Source organism: Pseudomonas avellanae BPIC 631, assembly GCF_000444135.1.
GTDB classification, from domain to species: Bacteria; Pseudomonadota; Gammaproteobacteria; order Pseudomonadales; family Pseudomonadaceae; genus Aquipseudomonas; species Aquipseudomonas avellanae.
The window spans coordinates 1-18,236 of the sequence record NZ_ATDK01000211.1 but is presented as its reverse complement, the minus strand read 5'-3'; the positions used below and the strand labels follow the sequence as shown (position 1 = coordinate 18,236).

Below are 18,236 nucleotides of genomic sequence, written 5' to 3'. Positions count from 1 at the left end.
GCGCAGTACGAAGCGTCGGAGGCCCTGTCATGAGCGATTTCAATCCGGACCGCCGCCGCATCATTACCGGCGTGGCCGGGGCCACACTGCTGTCGATCCTCAGCCCGTTTGCCCGCAGTGCAGGTGTCGATTATCCGTTCACGCTGGGCGTGGCGTCCGGTGATCCATTGCCTGATGGTTTTGTGATCTGGACACGTCTGGCGCCCAAGGTGATCACCCCGGCAGGCGACGGCGGCTTGAGCAAACCCGTCGAGGTGCGCTGGAAAATCGCCAGCGACGCCGCCATGACGCGCATCGTGCGCTCTGGTCAAGCCACCGCCCAGTCACGCTTTGCGCATTCGGTGCACGTTGAAGTGAGCGGCTTGCAGCCGGGGCGGCCCTATTGGTATCAGTTTGAAAGCCTGGGCGCACAAAGCCCGGTGGGTCAGGCCTGCACGGCACCGCCGGCAATGGCCATGACCGCGGCACGGTTCGGCTTCGTTTCGTGTTCGCATTGGGAAGCCGGGTATTTCAGCGCCTACCGACACCTGGCTGCGGAGCGGCCGGATCTAGTGTTCTTTCTGGGTGACTACATCTATGAGATGAACGTTTCTCCAGCAAATATCCAGTTCCCGCGCCGCCATGCCACATCAGACCCGATGGACCTGGCGGGCTATCGCAACCGATACGCGCAGTACAAGACCGACCCGGACCTGCAAGCCCTGCATGCTTGCGCGCCGAGCGTCGTCACCTGGGACGATCACGAAGTGCAGAATGATTATGCCGCGCAGTGGTCCCAGGATCCGGGCGTTCCGGTAGAGAGCTTTCTGCGTCGCAGAGCGGCCGCTTATCAGGCGTTTTACGAGCACATGCCGTTGCGCGCCAGCAGCCTGCCCAAGGGGCCGGACATGCGTATTTACCGGAACCTGGACTATGGCCGCCTGGCACGCTTTCATGTGCTGGACGGTCGGCAGTGCCGTTCCGAACAGGCGTGCATTCAGGCCAACGGTAGCCGTCGAGGCTACGTAGCGCCCAGCGATTGCCCGGATCTGAGTGACCCGAAACGCACCATGCTTGGCTGGGAACAGGAAGCCTGGCTGGACCGCAGCTTCGCTGAGTCACCTGGACAATGGAATGTCATTGCCCAGGACTTGCTGGTCGCTCCGCTGGAACAGCGCAATCTCAAAACGCAGGCGCTGGGCCACTGGACCGACGGCTGGGACGGCTACGCGGCGACCCGCGAGCGCATGCTGGCATCCCTGCAACGTCACCAGACCCGCAACCCGGTGTTCTGGGGTGGCGACATCCATTCGTTCTGGACCACCGACCTGCACGCCGATGCGGGCAATCCGGATTCAGCCGTCGTCGCCACTGAGTTCGTCGGCACCTCGGTCACCTCCAGCGGACCGCCATTCGACGCCTTCAACAGCATTCTCGGGCTCAACCCCCATGTGAAGTTTTTTGACAGCCGCCAGCGCGGTTATGTGGCCGTGGACCTGAGCGAGCAACAGATGCTGACCCGCTTTCAGGTGGTTTCAGATGTGCTGAACCCAGCGGCCAACGTGTCGACGCTCAAGCGCTTCGTCGTGGAGGCGGGAAAGGCAGGGGCTGTTGCCGGGTAGGCGAATGTCGGGATAAACCGGCTTGGGACAGTATTGTCCACTGTGGGGGGACAGTAAAACCCGCCTCAGGCGCTTTTTACCTTTCCGGTGAACTACTAATCTGAGCCCATGTTGCACGCCAGACCTCACCCACCCAAACGAAAGGACTTGACCATGACCAACACCCCCTACAACCGCCTGAACAAAGATGACGCCATCGTTCTGCTGATCGACCACCAGACAGGCCTGATCTCGCTGGTGCAGGACTTCTCGCCGAACGAGTTCAAGAACAACGTTCTGGCGCTGGCTGACCTGGCCCGGTTTTTCAAACTGCCGACCATCCTCACCACCAGTTTCGAGCAAGGCCCCAACGGCCCGCTGGTTCCGGAGCTCAAGGCCATGTTTCCCGATGCGCCGTACATTGCGCGTCCAGGTCAGATCAATGCCTGGGATAACGAAGACTTTGTAAAGGCGATCAAGGCGACCGGCCGCAAGCAGCTGATCATTGCCGGGGTAGTGACCGACGTGTGTGTGACCTTTCCGACCCTGTCGGCACTGGCTGAAGGGTTTGAAGTGTTCGTGGTCACCGATGCATCCGGCACCTTCAACACCACGGTTCAACAAGCCGCGTGGTCGCGCATGACGCAGGCGGGTGCACAACTGATGAACTGGTTCTCGGTGGCCTGTGAGCTGCAGGGTGACTGGCGCAACGACATCGAAGGTTTGGGTAACCTGCTTTCCGAGCGCATCCCGAACTACCGCAACCTGATGAACAGCTATTCGGCACTGACTGCTCGGTAGAGGCTGTTGCTAATGGGGTTCGACATGGGTATGCCATATCGAATTCATGGCACGACAGTTGAGATTATCGTTCCTCACGCTCCAGCGTAGGAATGCAGTTCTGGACGCTCTGCGTCCGATCTTGAGCGCGCGGCGCGTCATGAATGTGTGACGCGGAGCGTCACGAACCACATTCCTACGCTGGAGCGTTGGAACGATAATGATAGTGAGCAGGTGAGATCACAAACGATCCGGCAGCGTGGTGGCTTTGGTCAGCCTGGGCTCATCCAGCAGTCTGGCTTTGTAAGCCATCAGCTCATCCTCTTCGATATCGAAGCGTTTGAGCCATTGCTCGGCTGCCCAGCCGATGATGCGTGGCTCGCCGTCCCTGGAAGCGTAGTGCAGGCTGAACTTTGGGGCACGGATTGCCTTGAACAGTCTGTTCGGCAACACCAACCGGGCGGGCTTTGGTTGATCAGTCGGCGCGGCTTCCGGTGTAGGCCCGGACTGGATGACCAGCCCTGAACCGTAGTCATAGAGCGCAAACCAGTCCATCGGCAGTTCGGCCTGAATTTCCCCTACCCCGCCTATTTTCTCTACCAGCTCATGACTCAAGGCCGTCAGCCATGAGACGGTTTTGATGCCTTTGTGGGCATGAGTAGACCCGGCAACAGGATGACCCACATCAAGCCCGTGTAGTTTTTCGGCCAGAAAAGCCTCGTATGGCTGATTGTCACTCATGCGCACGGCAGACAGCACCAGACCATGACCGCCATAGCCATGAATAGCCTTCAAGCGCTTGGCAAAACTCACGAACATCGCTTGAAAAGCAGCCGGATGTTACGCTGAAACGCAGCGCTGAGGTGCCGCGCACGATCATTTTTGCCTCCCAGCCGCGCCGACCGAAGACCTTGAACTCCCAGTCACCGGCGTCATGAGCCTGTTTACCACTAATGTAGGTAAAGCTGACCAAGTCGTTTTCATGCATGCGTTTCATCATGGTCCGCATTGCCGGAGCCTTGGAATAGGCAAACTTGTCCGGACCCTCTGGTGGCTCCTCACGCCACAACCATGTCAGGTGTTCCTTGGCGAGGGCTTCATACTCGTCGAAGCACAGACAAATAGCCTCGCGTACCTCAGGCAGGTGCGCATCATTGAAGAATAACGTACCGGTAATTGCAGGCACGCCGCCTACATACTCCTGCGGTCCCTGCTTGGTCAGCAGCCCTCCAGGAATACGCATTTTCTCGGGATGCTCACGCATCAACTGAATAGGGTCGAACGGTAAGTCGGTCATATCGAGTCCTTAAAGCGCAGGCACCATTCCAGGGGGCGGGCGTTTAGTCAACAGCATGTACACAATGCCTGTAACCATAACAGCGGGGCCGAGCTGCTCAACCGGAATCTTGGAAGGATTATGCTCGGATTGATTACAGTCGCAATGACCAGGCTCTAACTCCACGAGCTTGTCCTCTTCCCCGGCAATAACGGTGTAGGCCTCCCGCTGAGCTTCGCTCATCTTATCCGGCGGAAACTTTATCTCCACAACCTGCTTGATATTGTCCTGCGTTGGAGGCTTGGTCGGATCGTTGACGATCACCACGTCTGGCCGCCGAACCATGCCTTCACCGGCGATGAATGGCGGTCGCCGGGAGCCCTGATCATCCGGCGCATCCCACCACTTCTTAATCCAGCCGGGCAGCCAGTCGTGCCCTTTGGTTTCCACGCTCCGGTCCATGATGGGCGCCGGAGGTTGTCGGGTCATGTCGTAGTTGACCTCCGGCTTGTACAGGCTGCGGTGCTGGAGGATGCCGTCGAGTGCTTTGAGCTGTCCGGAGACGCAGGACTGTTTGAGCGAGCGACCGTCCTTGCCGATGCCCGGCGTGTTCTTGCATTTACAGATCGCCGAGCACAGCACTTTCTTGTCAGCGAAGTCCAGTTCGGGCTGGCTGAGTTTCACCGGCGTGGTGCTGCCCTCCGGGGACATTTCGCCATTGGCTAACGGCGCACCGGGCTTTATGGGCTCGCTCATGATTGGCCGGGTTCCTCAATGAGGTAAAACGCCAGCGCTTCGTCGGTGTCGCGTTCGACCCATTGGGTGAAACCTTCGTCATCGGTGCTGCCGGTCAGGTACTGGCCGTCGGACGAGCGCACACGCACTGGCTGGCCAGCGATGGGCTTGCCAGTCGCTGCATCCAGCACTTGAAAGCGACCGCGAAAGACCTTCGCGGATGAATCCAGCGGCTCATCCTCATAGCCCGCCACCAGGCGGGGCTGATGCTGCCAAATCTATAGATAAAGCCGCCCTGGACGCCCGAGGCCGCGCCGCTGGAGGGATAGGTCATGGTGCTGACCTGGCTGGAATAGAGCATCGCGCCGCAGGTAGTCCGGCAGCCATGATAGGCAATGGCTTTACCGTCTTCGATGAGGCTGGGATCGCCATCGGCGATCGGGAACACGCCTTTACAACGCGGGCACGTCACCATGTCGCCTATACGCGCGCACCCCTTGCCATTGATCAACATGGTGGCGGCACCCGATACAACGACGCCACCGTGGGAAGTCATATCGCCGATCACGATCAGGGGCAGCATTACGATGCTCCCGTTGGGGAAACGGGGTCGAGCAGGCCTGGAACCGCCGACTCGTCGGCATACTCCACGACGACTATCCCGCTGTGATCGGGACCGGTGATGACGTCGCCATTTTCAAAAAGGCTGCCCACCAAGGCGATTTGATGATCTTCATAGGGCATTGCAGGGCCTGCACCAGACACGATGCACGATTGGCTGCCATCGGGGTAATGCGCAAGGTCTCCCACCAGTGCCACGCGCCCGCCCGTCGTTTGCATGTTGCTGGTGGCGACGATACGGCCACCGCGTTGTGTGGTCGAGCCTTCGGTTGCGACCGGAAAGCGCTTTTTAACGGGTTTGATCGCTACCTTCGCCATGAACTCGTCGGCCAGGCGTGTTGCATCGGTTTTCATGTCGCTCATGGTTGCTCCCTGCAGTTATGGTCTGTGCGGGGATTTTGCCAAGCGAACAGGCATCACGCTAACGGTTTGGCGTCAGACAAACGCGCGCCGTTTTGAGCGAAATAACTGTAGGAAAAGTCGCTGCTCAAAAGAAAAAGGCTTTTCCGCTTAATCGCGAAAAAGCCTTTTCGTCTATTTAATGCGCAACAGTTGAGACGAAGTCTCGGAGAGCAGAGGGCACTACTTCAACTGATTGGCGAACCGCCCGACGGCACCCACCACCTGTTTGGCGCCTTCCTGAATCTCGACGATCACCGCGCCGGCTTCGTTGGCCAGTGCCAGCCCTTGTTCCGCCTGGGTGCGGCTGTTGGCCATGCCGCGTACGGCTTCATCGGCCAGTGCCTGATTCTGCTGCACGACGTTGACGATTTCTTCGGTTGCCGCGCTGGTGCGGCCGGCCAGTTGTCGAACTTCGTCAGCCACCACGGCAAAGCCTCTGCCCTGCTCACCGGCACGCGCGGCTTCGATGGCGGCGTTGAGGGCCAGCAGGTTGGTCTGCTGGGCAATGCCACCGATGGTTTGCACGATGGAGCTGATCAACAGCGATTGCTTGCCCAGCGCTTCAATGCCTGAGGACGCCGACTGCATCTCTTCGGAAATCTTGCGCATGGTCTGCACGGTGTTCTGCACCACGTCTGCGCCACGCTGGGCACTGACGTCGGTCTGCTGGGAAATTTCGAACGCCACGCTTGCCGCCTGACTGACTTCGTCTTCGCGAGCCACCTGATCGGTCACCAGCGTGGCGAACTTGACGATCTTGTAGAGCTTGCCCTGAGCATCGTGGACCGGGTTGTAAGTAGCTTCCAGCCAGACCTCACGCCCGCTGCTGTCGATACGCTTGAAGCGCCCGGCAACGAACTCGCCCCGGTTGAGCATCGCCCAGAACTCACGGTACGGTGCCAGTGAGGTTTCTGCCGGATCACAGAACAGGCTGTGGTGTTTGCCCTTGATCTGCGCCAGATTATAACCCATGCCTCGCAGAAACTGGTCATTGGCCGTCAGCACGTGGCCGCCAAGGTCGAACTCGATCACAGCGGTAGAGCGCAGCAAGGCCTGGATGAAGGCAGAGTTCTCGGCAGCGGTCTCGACGGTCTGGGTGATATCCGACCCGCAGCACTGCAGCGTCATCAGCTTGCCCTGGTCATCCAGAACCGGCTGCCACATGGCGCGAACCCACACCAGGCTGCCGTCGGCATGCAGAAAACGGTAGTTGTCGATCACCGACTCGCCCTTCTGCACTGCCAGTTTGAGGTTGCGGTAGCAATCGAGCTGTTTGACGTAAGTCGGCACCATCTGGTCCAGGTCCTTGCCCAGTAACTGCTCGGCCGTATAGCCAAGCGCTCTGAGGAAGTTGTCATTGGCGTGGGCAATACGATTGCTGGCGTCCAGACTCAACGACACCATGCGCGCGTCCATTCCTTTCTGCATCTGCCGGTACATGGATAACTCGGCCTGCTGTGCCTGTAATTCCTTTTTCAAGCGAGTATTGAACATGGCTGCACCGTTTGTGGGGTTGTACGATGATATCGGCACAAGCGTAGACCGGATTAAGACATTTCGTCTGGCCATGAAAAATCCCATTAGGATTTTTCTTGACCGGTGGGGCTTGAAAACTGAAAAACCCGGCCTGACCCAGCGTGATGACAAAAATCAGGCAGGCGAGGCCAGCATTTACCGGCAGCGCATACGGCCTGCCTGATCAGCCGCATCTGTTAAGCTCCATTACCTGACACAGTCAATGAGAGGCCCGACGATGCGACGCATTCTGATCACTGGTGCAAACGGTTTTGTGGGTCAGATCCTGTGCAGCATGCTGCGCCAGACGGGTCATCATGTCATCGCGCTGGTCGGTGCCGAGTCAGCTCTGTCATCGCATGCTGACGAATCATTGCGTTGTGACATCCGCGATGCCAGTGGCCTGGAGCAAGCACTGTCTCGGGCGGCTCCCACTCATGTCGTGCATCTGGCCGCGATAACTCATGTGCCCACCAGCTTCAACGACCCTGTCCTGACCTGGCAAACCAACGTCATGGGCAGCGTAAACCTGCTTCAAGCACTGCAGCGAAGCGCCCCGGAGGCATTTGTGCTGTTTGTGAGCTCGTCGGAGGTGTACGGCGAGACCTTCAAGCAAGGCACTGCGCTGGGCGAAGACAGTGTCTGCAAACCCATGAACCCCTATGCAGCCAGCAAGCTTGCCGCCGAGGCAGCGTTCAATGAGTATTTCCGCCAGGGCCGGAAAGGTATCGTCGTTCGCCCTTTCAATCATATCGGCGCCAGGCAATCGCCTGATTTCGCGACGGCTTCATTTGCCCGGCAGATCGCGTTGATTGAAGCCGGGAAACAGGCCCCTCAGTTGAAGGTTGGCAACCTGCAGGCAGCGCGGGACTTTCTCGACGTGCACGATGTGTGCGATGCCTACGTCACGCTGTTGCAGCTCGCCGACGAGCAGGAGCGTTATCCAGAGTGCCTGAACATCTGCCGCGGAGAGCCGACAAGCCTGCAGACGCTACTCACGCAGTTGATGGCACTGAGTTCAAGCGTCATCGAGGTGACAATCGATCCGGACCGGATGCGTCCTTCAGACATACCCAGCGCCTTCGGCGATAACTCCGCCATGCGCTGTGCCACCGGCTGGAAGCCCAGGACGAAACTGGACGATACGCTCGAAGCGTTGTTGAACTACTGGCGTCACGAGGTGATTTCGGCGGTTTAATCAGTCAGGGCTTTCAGTGAGGGCGTCATAATTGATAACGCCCTGACGAACGCCTCAGGTTGAAGGCCGACCGCCAATCAGAACGAGGTGCCGTTCTTGTTGCGCCTCAGGTCAGCCTCAACCATCAATCGACAAAGCTCCTCAAGCCCGGTTTTGGCCTCCCACCCGAGCACGTTTCTGGCTTTTTCAGGATTGCCGATCAGCAACTCGACTTCAGAGGGGCGATAGAACTTCGGATTGATCTGCACAAGGGACTTGCCTGTACTGACGTCAATGCCCCGCTCGTCTTCCGCGCTGCCCACCCACTCAAGGTTAATGTCGACAGCCTTGAAAGCCATGGATACAAAGTCACGAACCGTTTCTGATCGGTTGGTTGCCAGAACGAAGGAGTCGGGCTCTTCGGCTTGCAGCATGCGCCACATACCTTCGACATACTCTTTGGCAAACCCCCAGTCACGCCGTGCGTCCAGATTACCCAACTCCAGAACGTGCGGCAGACCCAGTGAGATTCGAGCAGCTGCGTCGGTGATCTTGCGGGTGACGAACTCTTTACCGCGCAGGGGCGACTCGTGATTGAACAGAATGCCGCTGGCGCCAAAAATACCGTAGGACTCCCGATAATTGATGGTCATCCAGTGCGCATACAACTTGGCGACACCGTAGGGGCTACGCGGATAGAACGAAGTCGTTTCAACCTGAGGAACCTCTTGCACCTGGCCGAACATTTCAGAGGTGGAGGCCTGATAAAAGCGTATTTTCGGGTTCACGATCCGAATCGCTTCAAGCAGGTTGACGGCGCCCAGCCCTGTGATTTCAGCAGTCGTTATGGGCTGATCGAAGGAAACACCGACAAAGCTCAATGCGGCCAGGTTGTAAATCTGAGTGGGTTCGGCTTTCTGCAACAAGCGAATGCTGGCGCTCAAATCCGTCAGATCATGCTCAACCAGATGCAAATTCGGGTGTCTGGCGACGCCGAGTTCTTCAAGACGCCAGAAGTTGACCGAGCTGGTACGACGGAACGTACCGTAAACCTTGTAGCCCTTTTCCAACAGCAACTGAGTAAGGTACGCGCCATCCTGGCCCGTGATACCAGTGATAATTACGGATTCTTGCGGTGCGCTCATAATAGGATTCCGGTCTGGGGCTGGCTCGACTAACGTTATTTGTGCTGCGATCCAGTCATGAATTGCAGCACGCTCGCTTCGAAGGCACCCACAGAGTTTGAGTCGAAGCACCTGATCACTATAGATCCAGAACTTGAAGTGCAAGCGGTCAATTTCAAATAACCTGCGCTTGAGATTGGACAGCGGGGATCAAAAATTCGCGCTCGGAAGCGCACCTGAATCCTTTCAGCAAAGACCCCGCAGACCGCCGGTCGCTATTTGAAATTAGCATGCTGCAGTTTGGTGGCACTAAGGCATCATGCGTACTGTCCCAAGTCTCTCGATGTCAAAGTCCCGGTGCAACATGCTCGCTTCAACACTTGATCGTCCCAGCCCTGAAGATTCGCAAACCCTTGCCGAGGTCGAGCGAACCATTACTTCAGGGGTCGGAGCGCTGTGCTTCAGCCGTGGCCTTGAGCGACGTTATCAAACGGAAACACGGCCGCAACGGCGTGAGTTTCTGACTGCAATGGGTATCGGCGACAGCCTGATCTATAACCTGTTTCTGATCACCGACTGGTTGATTCTGCGCGATGTTTTTGTCTACGTGGCGATAGGCCGTCTGTGCCTGATCACGCCGATGTTCATCATCCTGCTGATCCTGGCTCGGCGCCTTGCTTCTCGTCGGGCGATGGAGAGCACTGCGGCGGTCGCGACGGTGCTGTGTTCGCTCATGCCGATGGTGGTGATGATTTACAGCGAGAGCCCGTATCAGATCTTTTATCAGTTGGGCATGCTGTTGATCATGGTCTATTGCACCATGATCCAGCAGTTGCCGCTGCGCCATGCCGCCGCCGCGTTGTCCTGCATGCTGATCATTCAACTGGTGACAACCTACATTGCAGACTTCGCGGACTTCGTCATCTGGCAGGCCAATGCCCTGCTGTTCGTCTCGACGGTCATGCTGCTGTTGATGGCTTCCTATTGTCTGGAGCGGGCAAGCCGTCTAAGTTATCTGTTTGCGCTGCGCGGACGCTTGCTGCAAGTGCAGTTGCTGGAGTTTGCACGCACCGATGCGCTGACCCGCCTGTTCAATCGACGTTATCAGGATGAAGTGCTGACGTCGGTCTGGGAACGTGCCCGGAAAAATCCGGCAAACGTGGCGATCATTTTGCTGGACATCGACCACTTCAAATCCTACAACGACAACTACGGCCATCCACAGGGTGATGTTTGCCTCAAGTTGCTCTGCAAGGCAATCCAGCAAAGCGCAAATGACGGCGGTGCAGTGGCCTTCCGGTTCGGCGGTGAAGAGGTGCTGGTATTGATGAATGCCGATGCCGGGCAGGCCACGAAGATGGCCGAGACCCTGAAAGCCACGGTGGCCGCCCTCAAGCTGCCGCACCTGGCCCTGGGCGAAGACGCGCACGTCACCATCAGTCTTGGCGTCGCGTCGGGGATTGCCCCTCTGATCACTTACGATACGCTGATCAGCGCTGCCGATAACGCGCTGTACGCCGCCAAGCACGCCGGGCGCAACTGTGTATTTTGCCAGCCATAATGGCTCCTGACATCTTTACCCCGCCCGCTTCCGGCTTTAATCTCGACGCGCAATCATTTGGCTGGGAGCCACTGCATGAGCGTGCATATCGACATCAATACAAACCCCACGGAAGAGGATCGTCTGGCGATTCTGGAACCGTTGAAGCGTTTCAATGCCGAGCAGGCGGGTGACGGGAAGTCAGAGAAGGTGGCGATGTTTATTCGCGATGATCAGACCCGGGAAGTTCTCGGTGGCCTGCACGCGCGCATTTTTTATCAGTGGTTGTTTATCGAGTTGCTGGTCGTGCCGGAACAAACCCAGGGCCAGGGCATGGGCTCACGCCTGATGCAGATGGCCGAGGATCTGGCCGTCGAGAAGGGCTGTGTCGGGATTTGGCTGGACACCTTCGACTTCCAGGCACCGGATTTCTACCGCCGTCACGGTTACACCGAGTTCGGCCAGATCGATGACTATCCGCCCGGCAGCAAGCGCTTCTTTTTCCAGAAGCGCCTGCCGGGCGAACAGTCCTGATCCCTATGTCAGACCTTGAATCGGCCGACCAGGTCGTTGAAGGAAATGGCCAGGCGAGACAACTCCTGACTTGAAGCGCTGGTCTGGTGAGCGCCAGCGGCGGTCTGGGTGGAGAGGTCCTGGATGTTGACCAGGTTGCGGTCCACCTCGCGGGCGACATGGGATTGTTCTTCGGATGCGGTCGCAATCAGCATGTTGCGATCGTTGATCTCGGCAATGCTCTTGGCGATGCGCTCCAGCGACTGGCCGGTGGCCTGGGCCAGCGACTGGGTGTTGCTCGCCAGCGTGCGGCTGTTGCCCATGGCGCGCACGGCCTGATCGGCACTGGCCTGGACGCTGCCGATCATGGTTTCGATTTCGCCCGTGGACGCCTGAGTGCGGGCCGCCAAGGCGCGTACTTCGTCTGCTACCACGGCAAAACCACGCCCTTGCTCGCCCGCACGGGCAGCCTCGATGGCCGCATTGAGCGCCAACAGGTTGGTCTGCTCGGCAATACCGCGAATCACATCGAGCACCTTGCCGATCTCGCGAACACGCCCGGCGAGCTCTTCAACCATCGTGGTCGAACTGCTGATCTCGTTGCTGACGTTGTTGATCGCAGTCACTGCGTCGCGGGCCTGATCACGGCCAGTAGCCGCTTCAGTGCTGGTCTGCTTCGAGGCGTCGGAGGTGGACATGGCGTTGCGCGCCACTTCTTCGACCGCTGCGGTCATTTCGTTGACGGCGGTAGCGGCCTGCTGGATTTCATCGTTCTGTCGCGTCAGGCCACGACTGCTTTCTTCGGTCACCGCATTCAGTTCTTCTGCAGCCGAGGCCAACTGGTCGGCGGCGCTGGATATCTGCCCGATGGTGCTCTTGAGGCTGGCCTGCATGTCACCCAGGGCCGCGAGCATCAAGCCTGCTTCATCGCGGTGAGTGCTGACAATCGGCTGGGTCAGATCGCCACCGGCAATACGCTGCGCACTGACCAGTGCGGAAGCGATGGGTGAACTGATTACCCGACTGATAAACAGTGCCAGGACAAACGCGACCACGAACGCCACGCCGATACCGATGTACAGATTGAGGTTGGCTGTCGACTCTGTCTTCTCGGCAGCGATAGCGCCTTCGCCGATCTGACGATTGTTGGAGCCAACCATGATGCTCAGCTCGTCCATGACCTTGAGGTAGGCCGTGCGGACCTCGCCATCGACCAGCGCCCTTGCCGTACCAAGATCACCGGAAGTTATGATGCCCATCGCCCGATCAACCAGCGCTTGATAGGCGGGCCAGTCCTTGTCCATCTGATCGCCCGCAGCGCGTTCGTCATCTTCAAGTGGCGTGGCACGATAGGTTGAATACGCCTTTTCTGCTTCAGCGCGGTTTTTTCGCAGGCTGGCGATGACATCATCTTTTGCACCTTGCGACGGATTGGCAGCCACGACCGTGATGAGGCGATACAGGTCACGATTCTGTTCGACCACATTGGTCATCGCCTCGTTGGTTTTGGACACCGACACCAGGTTGTTGGAAAACGCGAGTTTGAGATTGCTCGCAAGTTCGGCAATACCCCGACTGGCAACCGTACCCACCCCGAGGGTAATCAACGCACACAGTGCGAATGAGATGAATAGCTTGGTAGAAAGCTTGGCGTTGTAGAACCAGTTCATAATCGGAATTCTCGCGTTAGCATTGGCGGAGAATGCGCGGTTTTGCAGGGGATACCGGCAATTTTCGAACGTTGTGTAGAAGTGTCTATCGGCAACGCTACGCATCACTGAAGCTGCACAACCATGCGTTTCATCCGGTCAAGTGATCGCGGCTCATATTCCCTCGCTGCAATGCCTTGAAACAGGCTGAGCCTGGCGACCCAACTGTGTAACAAGAACTTTCCACGCCTGCTGCGTTACTATCCGGCCTACGATCCATCAGAGCCTTGAATCAGGATGTCCTCTTCGTCCGCCGAACACTCCGAATCACTGCCATCCATCCTCGCAGGCCCACTGTTACGTCGTCAGGAAGCCGGCCGTCTGGTGCTGTGGCTGGTAGGTTCGCGCCCGCTGAACCTGACGTTGAGTCTGCGTCATGGCGCTGCTGATGGTTCATCAAGCGGCTTTATCGATTACCCCCTGACCGGCCAGCAGTGTCAGGTTGTTGCAGTGGGTCGCCATGCGTTCATTCACCTGATCGACCTGCAACTGGAGGCCGACCTGCCCCTGGACACATGGGTCGATTACGACCTGCGGGTCGAGGGCGAACCGGGCGGTATTGCAGAATGGGCACCGCACCTGCTGTACGAAGGTGCCGGTTATCCGGACTTTGTCGTGCGCAGCAGCATCGACCATTTGCTGCACGGCTCCTGCCGCAAGCCACACCATTGCGCCGCAGAAGGCCTGCTCTGTGTCGACCGTTTGCTGGCCGACACCCAAGACCCACTGCAACGCCCTGCCCTGTTGATGATGAGCGGCGACCAGATTTACGCCGATGACGTCGCCGGCCCGATGCTGCGCGCCATTCATGCGCTGATCGAACGGCTGGGCCTGTTCGACGAGCAACTCGACGGTGCGGTGGTCGATGACAGCGCCAGCCTTTATCGGCATCCGGCCAGTTATTACCAGCGTGCCGACCTGCTGCCTGCACTGAAAAGCAACGACACCCTGCGCGAGCGTTTCTTCGGCGGCGCAAGCAAGCCGGTGTTCACCAGCAGCACCGCCGACAACCACCTGGTGACCCTGGCAGAAGTCATTGCGATGTACCTGCTGGTCTGGTCGCCTACGCCCTGGACGTTGATCGAGCCGGACATGCCACAACTCGACGCCGAGGAGCTGGAACGTTACGCCAAAGAGCAGCAACTGATCGATGGTTTCGTTGCCGGGCTGGGCGGCGTGGCGCGGGCGATGGCGCATGTGCCGTGCATGATGATCTTCGATGACCATGACATCACCGATGACTGGAACCTGTCGGCGAACTGGGAAGAAACTGCGTATGGCCACCCGTTCTCGAAGCGCATCATCGGCAACGCCCTGCTTGCCTACTTGCTCTGTCAGGGCTGGGGCAACAATCCTGACGCGCTCAACGAACTCGTCGGGCAGGCGCATGCCCTCAGTAGCGAGGCTGTGCGCAACGATCACTGGCTGGACAGCGCCTCCCAGAACACCCTGATCGATCATCTGCTGAAGTTTCAGCAGTGGCATTATGTGCTGCCGACCCACCCGGCGCTGGTGGTGCTGGACACCCGGACCCGGCGCTGGCGCAGCGAATCGAATTTCAACCATCCGTCAGGCTTGCTGGACTGGGAAGCACTCTGCGAACTGCAACAGGAACTGATCGATCATGAGTCAGCCATTATCGTGTCGCCTGCCCCGGTGTTTGGCGTCAAGCTGATAGAGGCGATACAGCGGGTTTTCAGCTGGTGCGGCTATCCGTTGCTGGTGGATGCAGAGAACTGGATGGCCCACCGCGGCGCAGCCAATGTCATTCTGAACATCTTTCGCCACTCCAGAACACCGGGCAATTACGTGATTCTCTCAGGCGATGTGCACTACTCGTTCGTCTACGAGATTCTGATTCGCCATCGCAGCGGCAGCCCGCATATCTGGCAGATCACCAGCAGCGGTATCAAGAATGAATTCCCCCGACGCTTGCTGGATACTTTTGATCGGCTGAATCGCTGGTTATACTCACCCCGCTCACCATTGAACTGGTTCACCAAGCGACGCCTGATGAAGGTCATCCCGCGCACGCCCGAGCACAGCAAGGCCGGTGAACGCTTATGGAATTCGGCAGGTGTCGGTCAGGTATTTTTCAATGACCAAGGCCAGCCGACACGGATCAACCAGCTCAATGCCAATGGTGACTCGCCCACTCGTTTCGTCGAACCGGAGGAATACAGAGACGAACGGTCCGGTAACGATCGCGGTTTTCTGGAAAACAACCGGGAAACAAGGGATAGTCACCGCTAAACTTATCGGCGATTGCCGGGTCGATAGTTGCTACCAGTCAGGTTTGCGGCACGCCCTGGCAAGCATTATTTCCTGGAGAGCGCCCCCGTGATTACCAATCAACGCATAGCCAGACTCAACGCCTGGGGCGCGCATGGCTTCACCGCCACCGGCGTCGTCCTTGCGTTTCTGGCAACTATCGCCCTGTTCAACAATGAACCCAAAGCCTGCCTGCTGTGGCTCGGTGCCGCTCTGATTGTCGACGGAGTGGACGGCTCGCTGGCTCGCAAGGTCAACACGACCTCGGTATTGCCGCACTTTGACGGCTCGGTACTGGATCTGGTCATCGACTACCTGACCTACGTGTTTATCCCGGCCCTGTTCATCTACCGCTACATTCCGGTGCCGGACTACACGTTGCTGTTGAGCGTGTCGGTGATTCTGGTTTCGTCGCTGTTTTGCTTCTGCAATGTCGATATGAAGAGCAAGGACAACTACTTTCAGGGCTTCCCCGCCGCCTGGAACGTCGTTGCGCTGTGCCTTTATATTCTGTCACCCGCGCCGTGGCTGACGTTCATTACCATCATCGCCCTGGCGTTGCTGACCATGACCCGCATGAAGTTTCTGCACCCGTTCCGCGTGCGCCGTTTCATGCCGCTCAACATTGCAGTCACCACGGTATGGCTGCTGGCCAGCGCGCTGCTGATTATCAACCATCCGCACAATGGTCCGCTCGTCATGGGCTTGTGGCTGGCGATGTCAGCGTATTTTCTGGGGATTTGTATCTGGAGAACGTCGCTGGAATGGCTGGGCCGGCTCAAGGCCTGACTTGAAGACCTGAACCCGCTTGCTCGCTGACTGCCTTGCGCAGTCAGCAAGTGTTGTACGGATCAGTGTTTAGCGTCAGCCTGCATCTCTGCATGAGGCTGCGTCTTGCCGAATAGAAACGTCGTATAGCAAACCAGCCCCAACCCGCCAAGGGCCAACAGGCCGCCTACAATGCCGACATTCGCCACGCCCAGGTGACTGCTGACGACGCTGCCCAGCAGGGCACCGCCGCCAATGCCGATGTTGAATATCCCCGAGAACAGCGCCATCGCCACGTCGGTCGCATCCGGCGCCAGCGCCAGCACGCGCGCCTGCAGCAACAGCCCGAAGCACATGATCGCCATCCCCCAGACCACGGTCAGCGTGCCGAGCATCGTAGCGTCGCCAGACAGTGGCAACAGCATCAGCAAGCAGACCGCCAGGGTGCCAATGGCAGTGATCAACAGACCGTTTGGAAACCGGTCGCTGAACAGGCTGAACACAATCGAGCCCATGATTCCGGCACCGCCGAAGACCAGCAGCAAGATGGTGGTCATTTCACCGCTGAGGCGCGATACGGTCTGCGTGAACGGCTCGATGTAGCTGTAGGCGGTGAAGTGCGCAGTCACCACGATGGCTGTCAGAAGGTAGATGGCCATCAGGCGCGGACGCTTGAACAGGATGGGCAGGCTGCGTAGCGAGCCGGAGTTCTGGCTCGGCAGTAACGGCAACGCGCGTGCCAGTAGAAAAACCACCAGCGCAGCGACTCCGGCGATACCCAGGAATGTGGTGCGCCAGCCAAGAGCTTCACCCAGCACACGTCCCAACGGAATACCCAGAACCATCGCCAGCGAAGTGCCGGTCGCCAGCAAACCGAGGGCCTGGACTTGTTTGCCCGGCGGCGCGATGCGCACGGCAAGGGACGCCGTGACCGACCAGAACACCGCATGCGCAAACGCAATGCCGACCCGGCTCACCAGCAGAATCGCGAAACTGGACGCCATCGCAGAGATGACGTGGCTGACCACAAACAGGCCGAACACAAACATCAACAGTTTGCGGCGCTCAATGTTGCGCGTCACCAACATCATGGGCAGCGACATCAACGAGACGACCCAGGCGTAGATCGTCAGCATCAAACCGACTTGTGCCGGCGTCATGTCGAAGCTCTGGCCGATGTTGCTCAGCAAGCCGATCGGCACAAACTCGGTGGTGTTGAAAATAAAGGCCGCCAGGGCCAGCGCGAAAACGCCCAGCCAGCTGCCGGTGTGCTCACCGGTTTGTTCATTGGGAGGTGAAGTGATCAAGAATCTACAGCTCTCTAAAAATGTTCCGACCTGATGGCCGACCGCCACGCCTTGAAAGCACGCATGGCACCTGTACCGAAAACCACGGCTCGCCCCACTGAAAAACCAACGCAAAAACGCTCCGCTCGACAGTCATGATCGAGCGCAGTGTGCAAAGTGGATTATTGTGAATATGGGGGATCCAGCCAGGATGTGAATTCTACGGACCGCTCAGGTGGATCACAACCCGTCCATACGTCTGAGACTTTACAAGTGACCGCCGGTAGGCAGTTGCCTTAAAACGCGAACGCCCCGCCTGTCGAGTGACTGGCGGGGCGTGCGAGCTGAATAGATCGCCTGTCTGAATCAGACTTTGCGAACGAACTCGGACTTCAGCTTCATGGCGCCGATGCCATCAATCTTGCAATCGATATCGTGGTCGCCATCGACCAGACGGATATTCTTGACCTTGGTGCCGACCTTGACCACCAGCGATGAGCCTTTGACTTTCAGGTCCTTGATCACTGTGATGGTATCGCCGTCCTGCAGCACATTGCCCGTGGAGTCCTTGATGACCTTCACGTCGTCGGAAGCATCGGCGCTGCTGGCGTCAGCGGACCATTCATGGGCGCATTCCGGGCAGATCAGCAGGCTGCCGTCTTCGTAGGTGTATTCGGAATTGCATTTCGGGCAGGACGGTAAGCTCACAATGGTTCTCGCATCAAGGGGGGTAAAAACCATGAATTATAAAGGGCTTTTCCCGTTTCAGGTTAAAGACCGGTTTTTTACCCCTCCCTACCGACCTCGACGATTGGACAGATGCCGATACCTGAGCTAGTGTGCCGTCTCAAAATTAACTTCTCTCATGCCTGCGTGCTCATTGCCGCGCGGGCTCGCTGTATTTTGTTCAAAATATCTTCTCCCTTAGCGTTCCAAACG

14 protein-coding genes and 5 pseudogenes are annotated in these 18,236 nt (G+C 58.2%); 8 read left to right on the top strand and 11 right to left on the bottom strand.

Features of this window, described 5'->3' with window-relative positions; genetic code table 11:
- Nucleotides 1–29 precede the first annotated feature (29 nt).
- Nucleotides 30–1,601: an alkaline phosphatase D family protein gene (locus DW49_RS0107745; protein ID WP_005614976.1), complete on the top strand. Its 1,572-nt coding sequence runs from the start codon at nucleotides 30–32 to the stop codon at nucleotides 1,599–1,601.
- 153 nt (nucleotides 1,602–1,754) lie between these two features.
- Nucleotides 1,755–2,381, top strand: a complete 627-nt coding sequence (gene ycaC, locus DW49_RS0107740) for an isochorismate family cysteine hydrolase YcaC (RefSeq protein ID WP_005614975.1) — start codon at nucleotides 1,755–1,757, stop codon at nucleotides 2,379–2,381.
- A 219-nt stretch (nucleotides 2,382–2,600) separates the two neighbouring features.
- Here ycaC and DW49_RS01000000128175 read toward each other — a convergent pair.
- From DW49_RS01000000128175 to DW49_RS1000000134195, 6 genes and pseudogenes are all read right to left on the bottom strand, one after another.
- Nucleotides 2,601–3,657 (bottom strand): annotated as a pseudogene (locus DW49_RS01000000128175) (type VI immunity family protein).
- Nucleotides 3,658–3,666: 9 nt separating this feature from the next.
- On the bottom strand, nucleotides 3,667–4,392 hold the full coding sequence (locus tag DW49_RS0107730) for a VRR-NUC domain-containing protein (protein WP_005614972.1): 726 nt from the start codon (nucleotides 4,390–4,392) through the stop codon (nucleotides 3,667–3,669).
- Nucleotides 4,389–4,954 (bottom strand): annotated as a pseudogene (locus DW49_RS01000000128170) (PAAR domain-containing protein). Before DW49_RS01000000128170 ends, DW49_RS0107730 begins: the two are co-directional and overlap by 4 nt.
- Nucleotides 4,954–5,355, bottom strand: a complete 402-nt coding sequence (locus tag DW49_RS0107720; protein WP_005614971.1) for a PAAR domain-containing protein — start codon at nucleotides 5,353–5,355, stop codon at nucleotides 4,954–4,956. The pseudogene DW49_RS01000000128170 and the gene DW49_RS0107720 overlap by 1 nt, the downstream one beginning before the upstream one ends.
- Before the next feature lie 219 nt (nucleotides 5,356–5,574).
- Nucleotides 5,575–6,009 (bottom strand): annotated as a pseudogene (locus tag DW49_RS1000000134200) (methyl-accepting chemotaxis protein); the annotation flags it as partial.
- Between the two features lie 165 nt (nucleotides 6,010–6,174).
- Nucleotides 6,175–6,798: pseudogene (locus DW49_RS1000000134195) on the bottom strand (PAS domain-containing protein); the annotation flags it as partial.
- 88 nt (nucleotides 6,799–6,886) lie between these two features.
- Between DW49_RS1000000134195 and DW49_RS1000000132805 the strand changes: the two are divergent.
- The gene (locus DW49_RS1000000132805) at nucleotides 6,887–7,093 is read left to right on the top strand and encodes a hypothetical protein (protein WP_024421208.1); all 207 of its coding nucleotides are present in this window, start codon (nucleotides 6,887–6,889) and stop codon (nucleotides 7,091–7,093) included.
- 54 nt (nucleotides 7,094–7,147) lie between these two features.
- Nucleotides 7,148–8,107, top strand: coding sequence for a GDP-mannose 4,6-dehydratase (locus DW49_RS0107705; protein ID WP_005614968.1), 960 nt, complete (start codon nucleotides 7,148–7,150; stop codon nucleotides 8,105–8,107).
- A 77-nt stretch (nucleotides 8,108–8,184) separates the two neighbouring features.
- Here the strand turns inward: DW49_RS0107705 and gmd are convergent, their stop codons facing one another.
- Nucleotides 8,185–9,231: a GDP-mannose 4,6-dehydratase gene (gmd, locus tag DW49_RS0107700; RefSeq protein WP_005614966.1), complete on the bottom strand. Its 1,047-nt coding sequence runs from the start codon at nucleotides 9,229–9,231 to the stop codon at nucleotides 8,185–8,187.
- A 343-nt stretch (nucleotides 9,232–9,574) separates the two neighbouring features.
- Between gmd and DW49_RS0107695 the strand changes: the two genes are divergently transcribed.
- Together DW49_RS0107695 and DW49_RS0107690 are read left to right on the top strand one after the other, a co-directional pair.
- Complete coding sequence (locus DW49_RS0107695; protein ID WP_005614964.1) at nucleotides 9,575–10,771, top strand: GGDEF domain-containing protein; 1,197 nt, start codon at nucleotides 9,575–9,577, stop codon at nucleotides 10,769–10,771.
- Between the two features lie 75 nt (nucleotides 10,772–10,846).
- Nucleotides 10,847–11,284, top strand: a complete 438-nt coding sequence (locus DW49_RS0107690; RefSeq protein WP_005614963.1) for a GNAT family N-acetyltransferase — start codon at nucleotides 10,847–10,849, stop codon at nucleotides 11,282–11,284.
- Between the two features lie 8 nt (nucleotides 11,285–11,292).
- Here the strand turns inward: DW49_RS0107690 and DW49_RS1000000134190 are convergent, their stop codons facing one another.
- Both DW49_RS1000000134190 and DW49_RS1000000134185 read right to left on the bottom strand, forming a co-directional pair.
- Nucleotides 11,293–12,156, bottom strand: coding sequence for a methyl-accepting chemotaxis protein (locus DW49_RS1000000134190; protein WP_414813064.1), 864 nt, complete (start codon nucleotides 12,154–12,156; stop codon nucleotides 11,293–11,295).
- Nucleotides 12,151–12,933 (bottom strand): annotated as a pseudogene (locus DW49_RS1000000134185) (MCP four helix bundle domain-containing protein); the annotation flags it as partial. The gene DW49_RS1000000134190 and the pseudogene DW49_RS1000000134185, both read right to left, overlap by 6 nt.
- Before the next feature lie 276 nt (nucleotides 12,934–13,209).
- Between DW49_RS1000000134185 and DW49_RS0107680 the strand changes: the two are divergent.
- The gene (locus tag DW49_RS0107680) at nucleotides 13,210–15,225 is read left to right on the top strand and encodes an alkaline phosphatase D family protein (RefSeq protein WP_005614961.1); all 2,016 of its coding nucleotides are present in this window, start codon (nucleotides 13,210–13,212) and stop codon (nucleotides 15,223–15,225) included.
- An 87-nt stretch (nucleotides 15,226–15,312) separates the two neighbouring features.
- On the top strand, nucleotides 15,313–16,032 hold the full coding sequence (gene pcsA / locus DW49_RS0107675) for a phosphatidylcholine synthase (protein ID WP_003380309.1): 720 nt from the start codon (nucleotides 15,313–15,315) through the stop codon (nucleotides 16,030–16,032).
- Between the two features lie 62 nt (nucleotides 16,033–16,094).
- Here pcsA and DW49_RS0107670 read toward each other — a convergent pair whose 3' ends face one another.
- Nucleotides 16,095–17,318, bottom strand: a complete 1,224-nt coding sequence (locus DW49_RS0107670; protein WP_005614960.1) for a sugar transporter — start codon at nucleotides 17,316–17,318, stop codon at nucleotides 16,095–16,097.
- 345 nt (nucleotides 17,319–17,663) lie between these two features.
- Nucleotides 17,664–18,008 carry a zinc ribbon domain-containing protein YjdM gene (locus tag DW49_RS0107665; RefSeq protein ID WP_032618249.1) on the bottom strand — a complete coding sequence of 115 codons (345 nt, stop codon included), beginning with the start codon at nucleotides 18,006–18,008 and terminating at the stop codon, nucleotides 17,664–17,666.
- Between the last annotated feature and the right edge of the window lie 228 nt (nucleotides 18,009–18,236).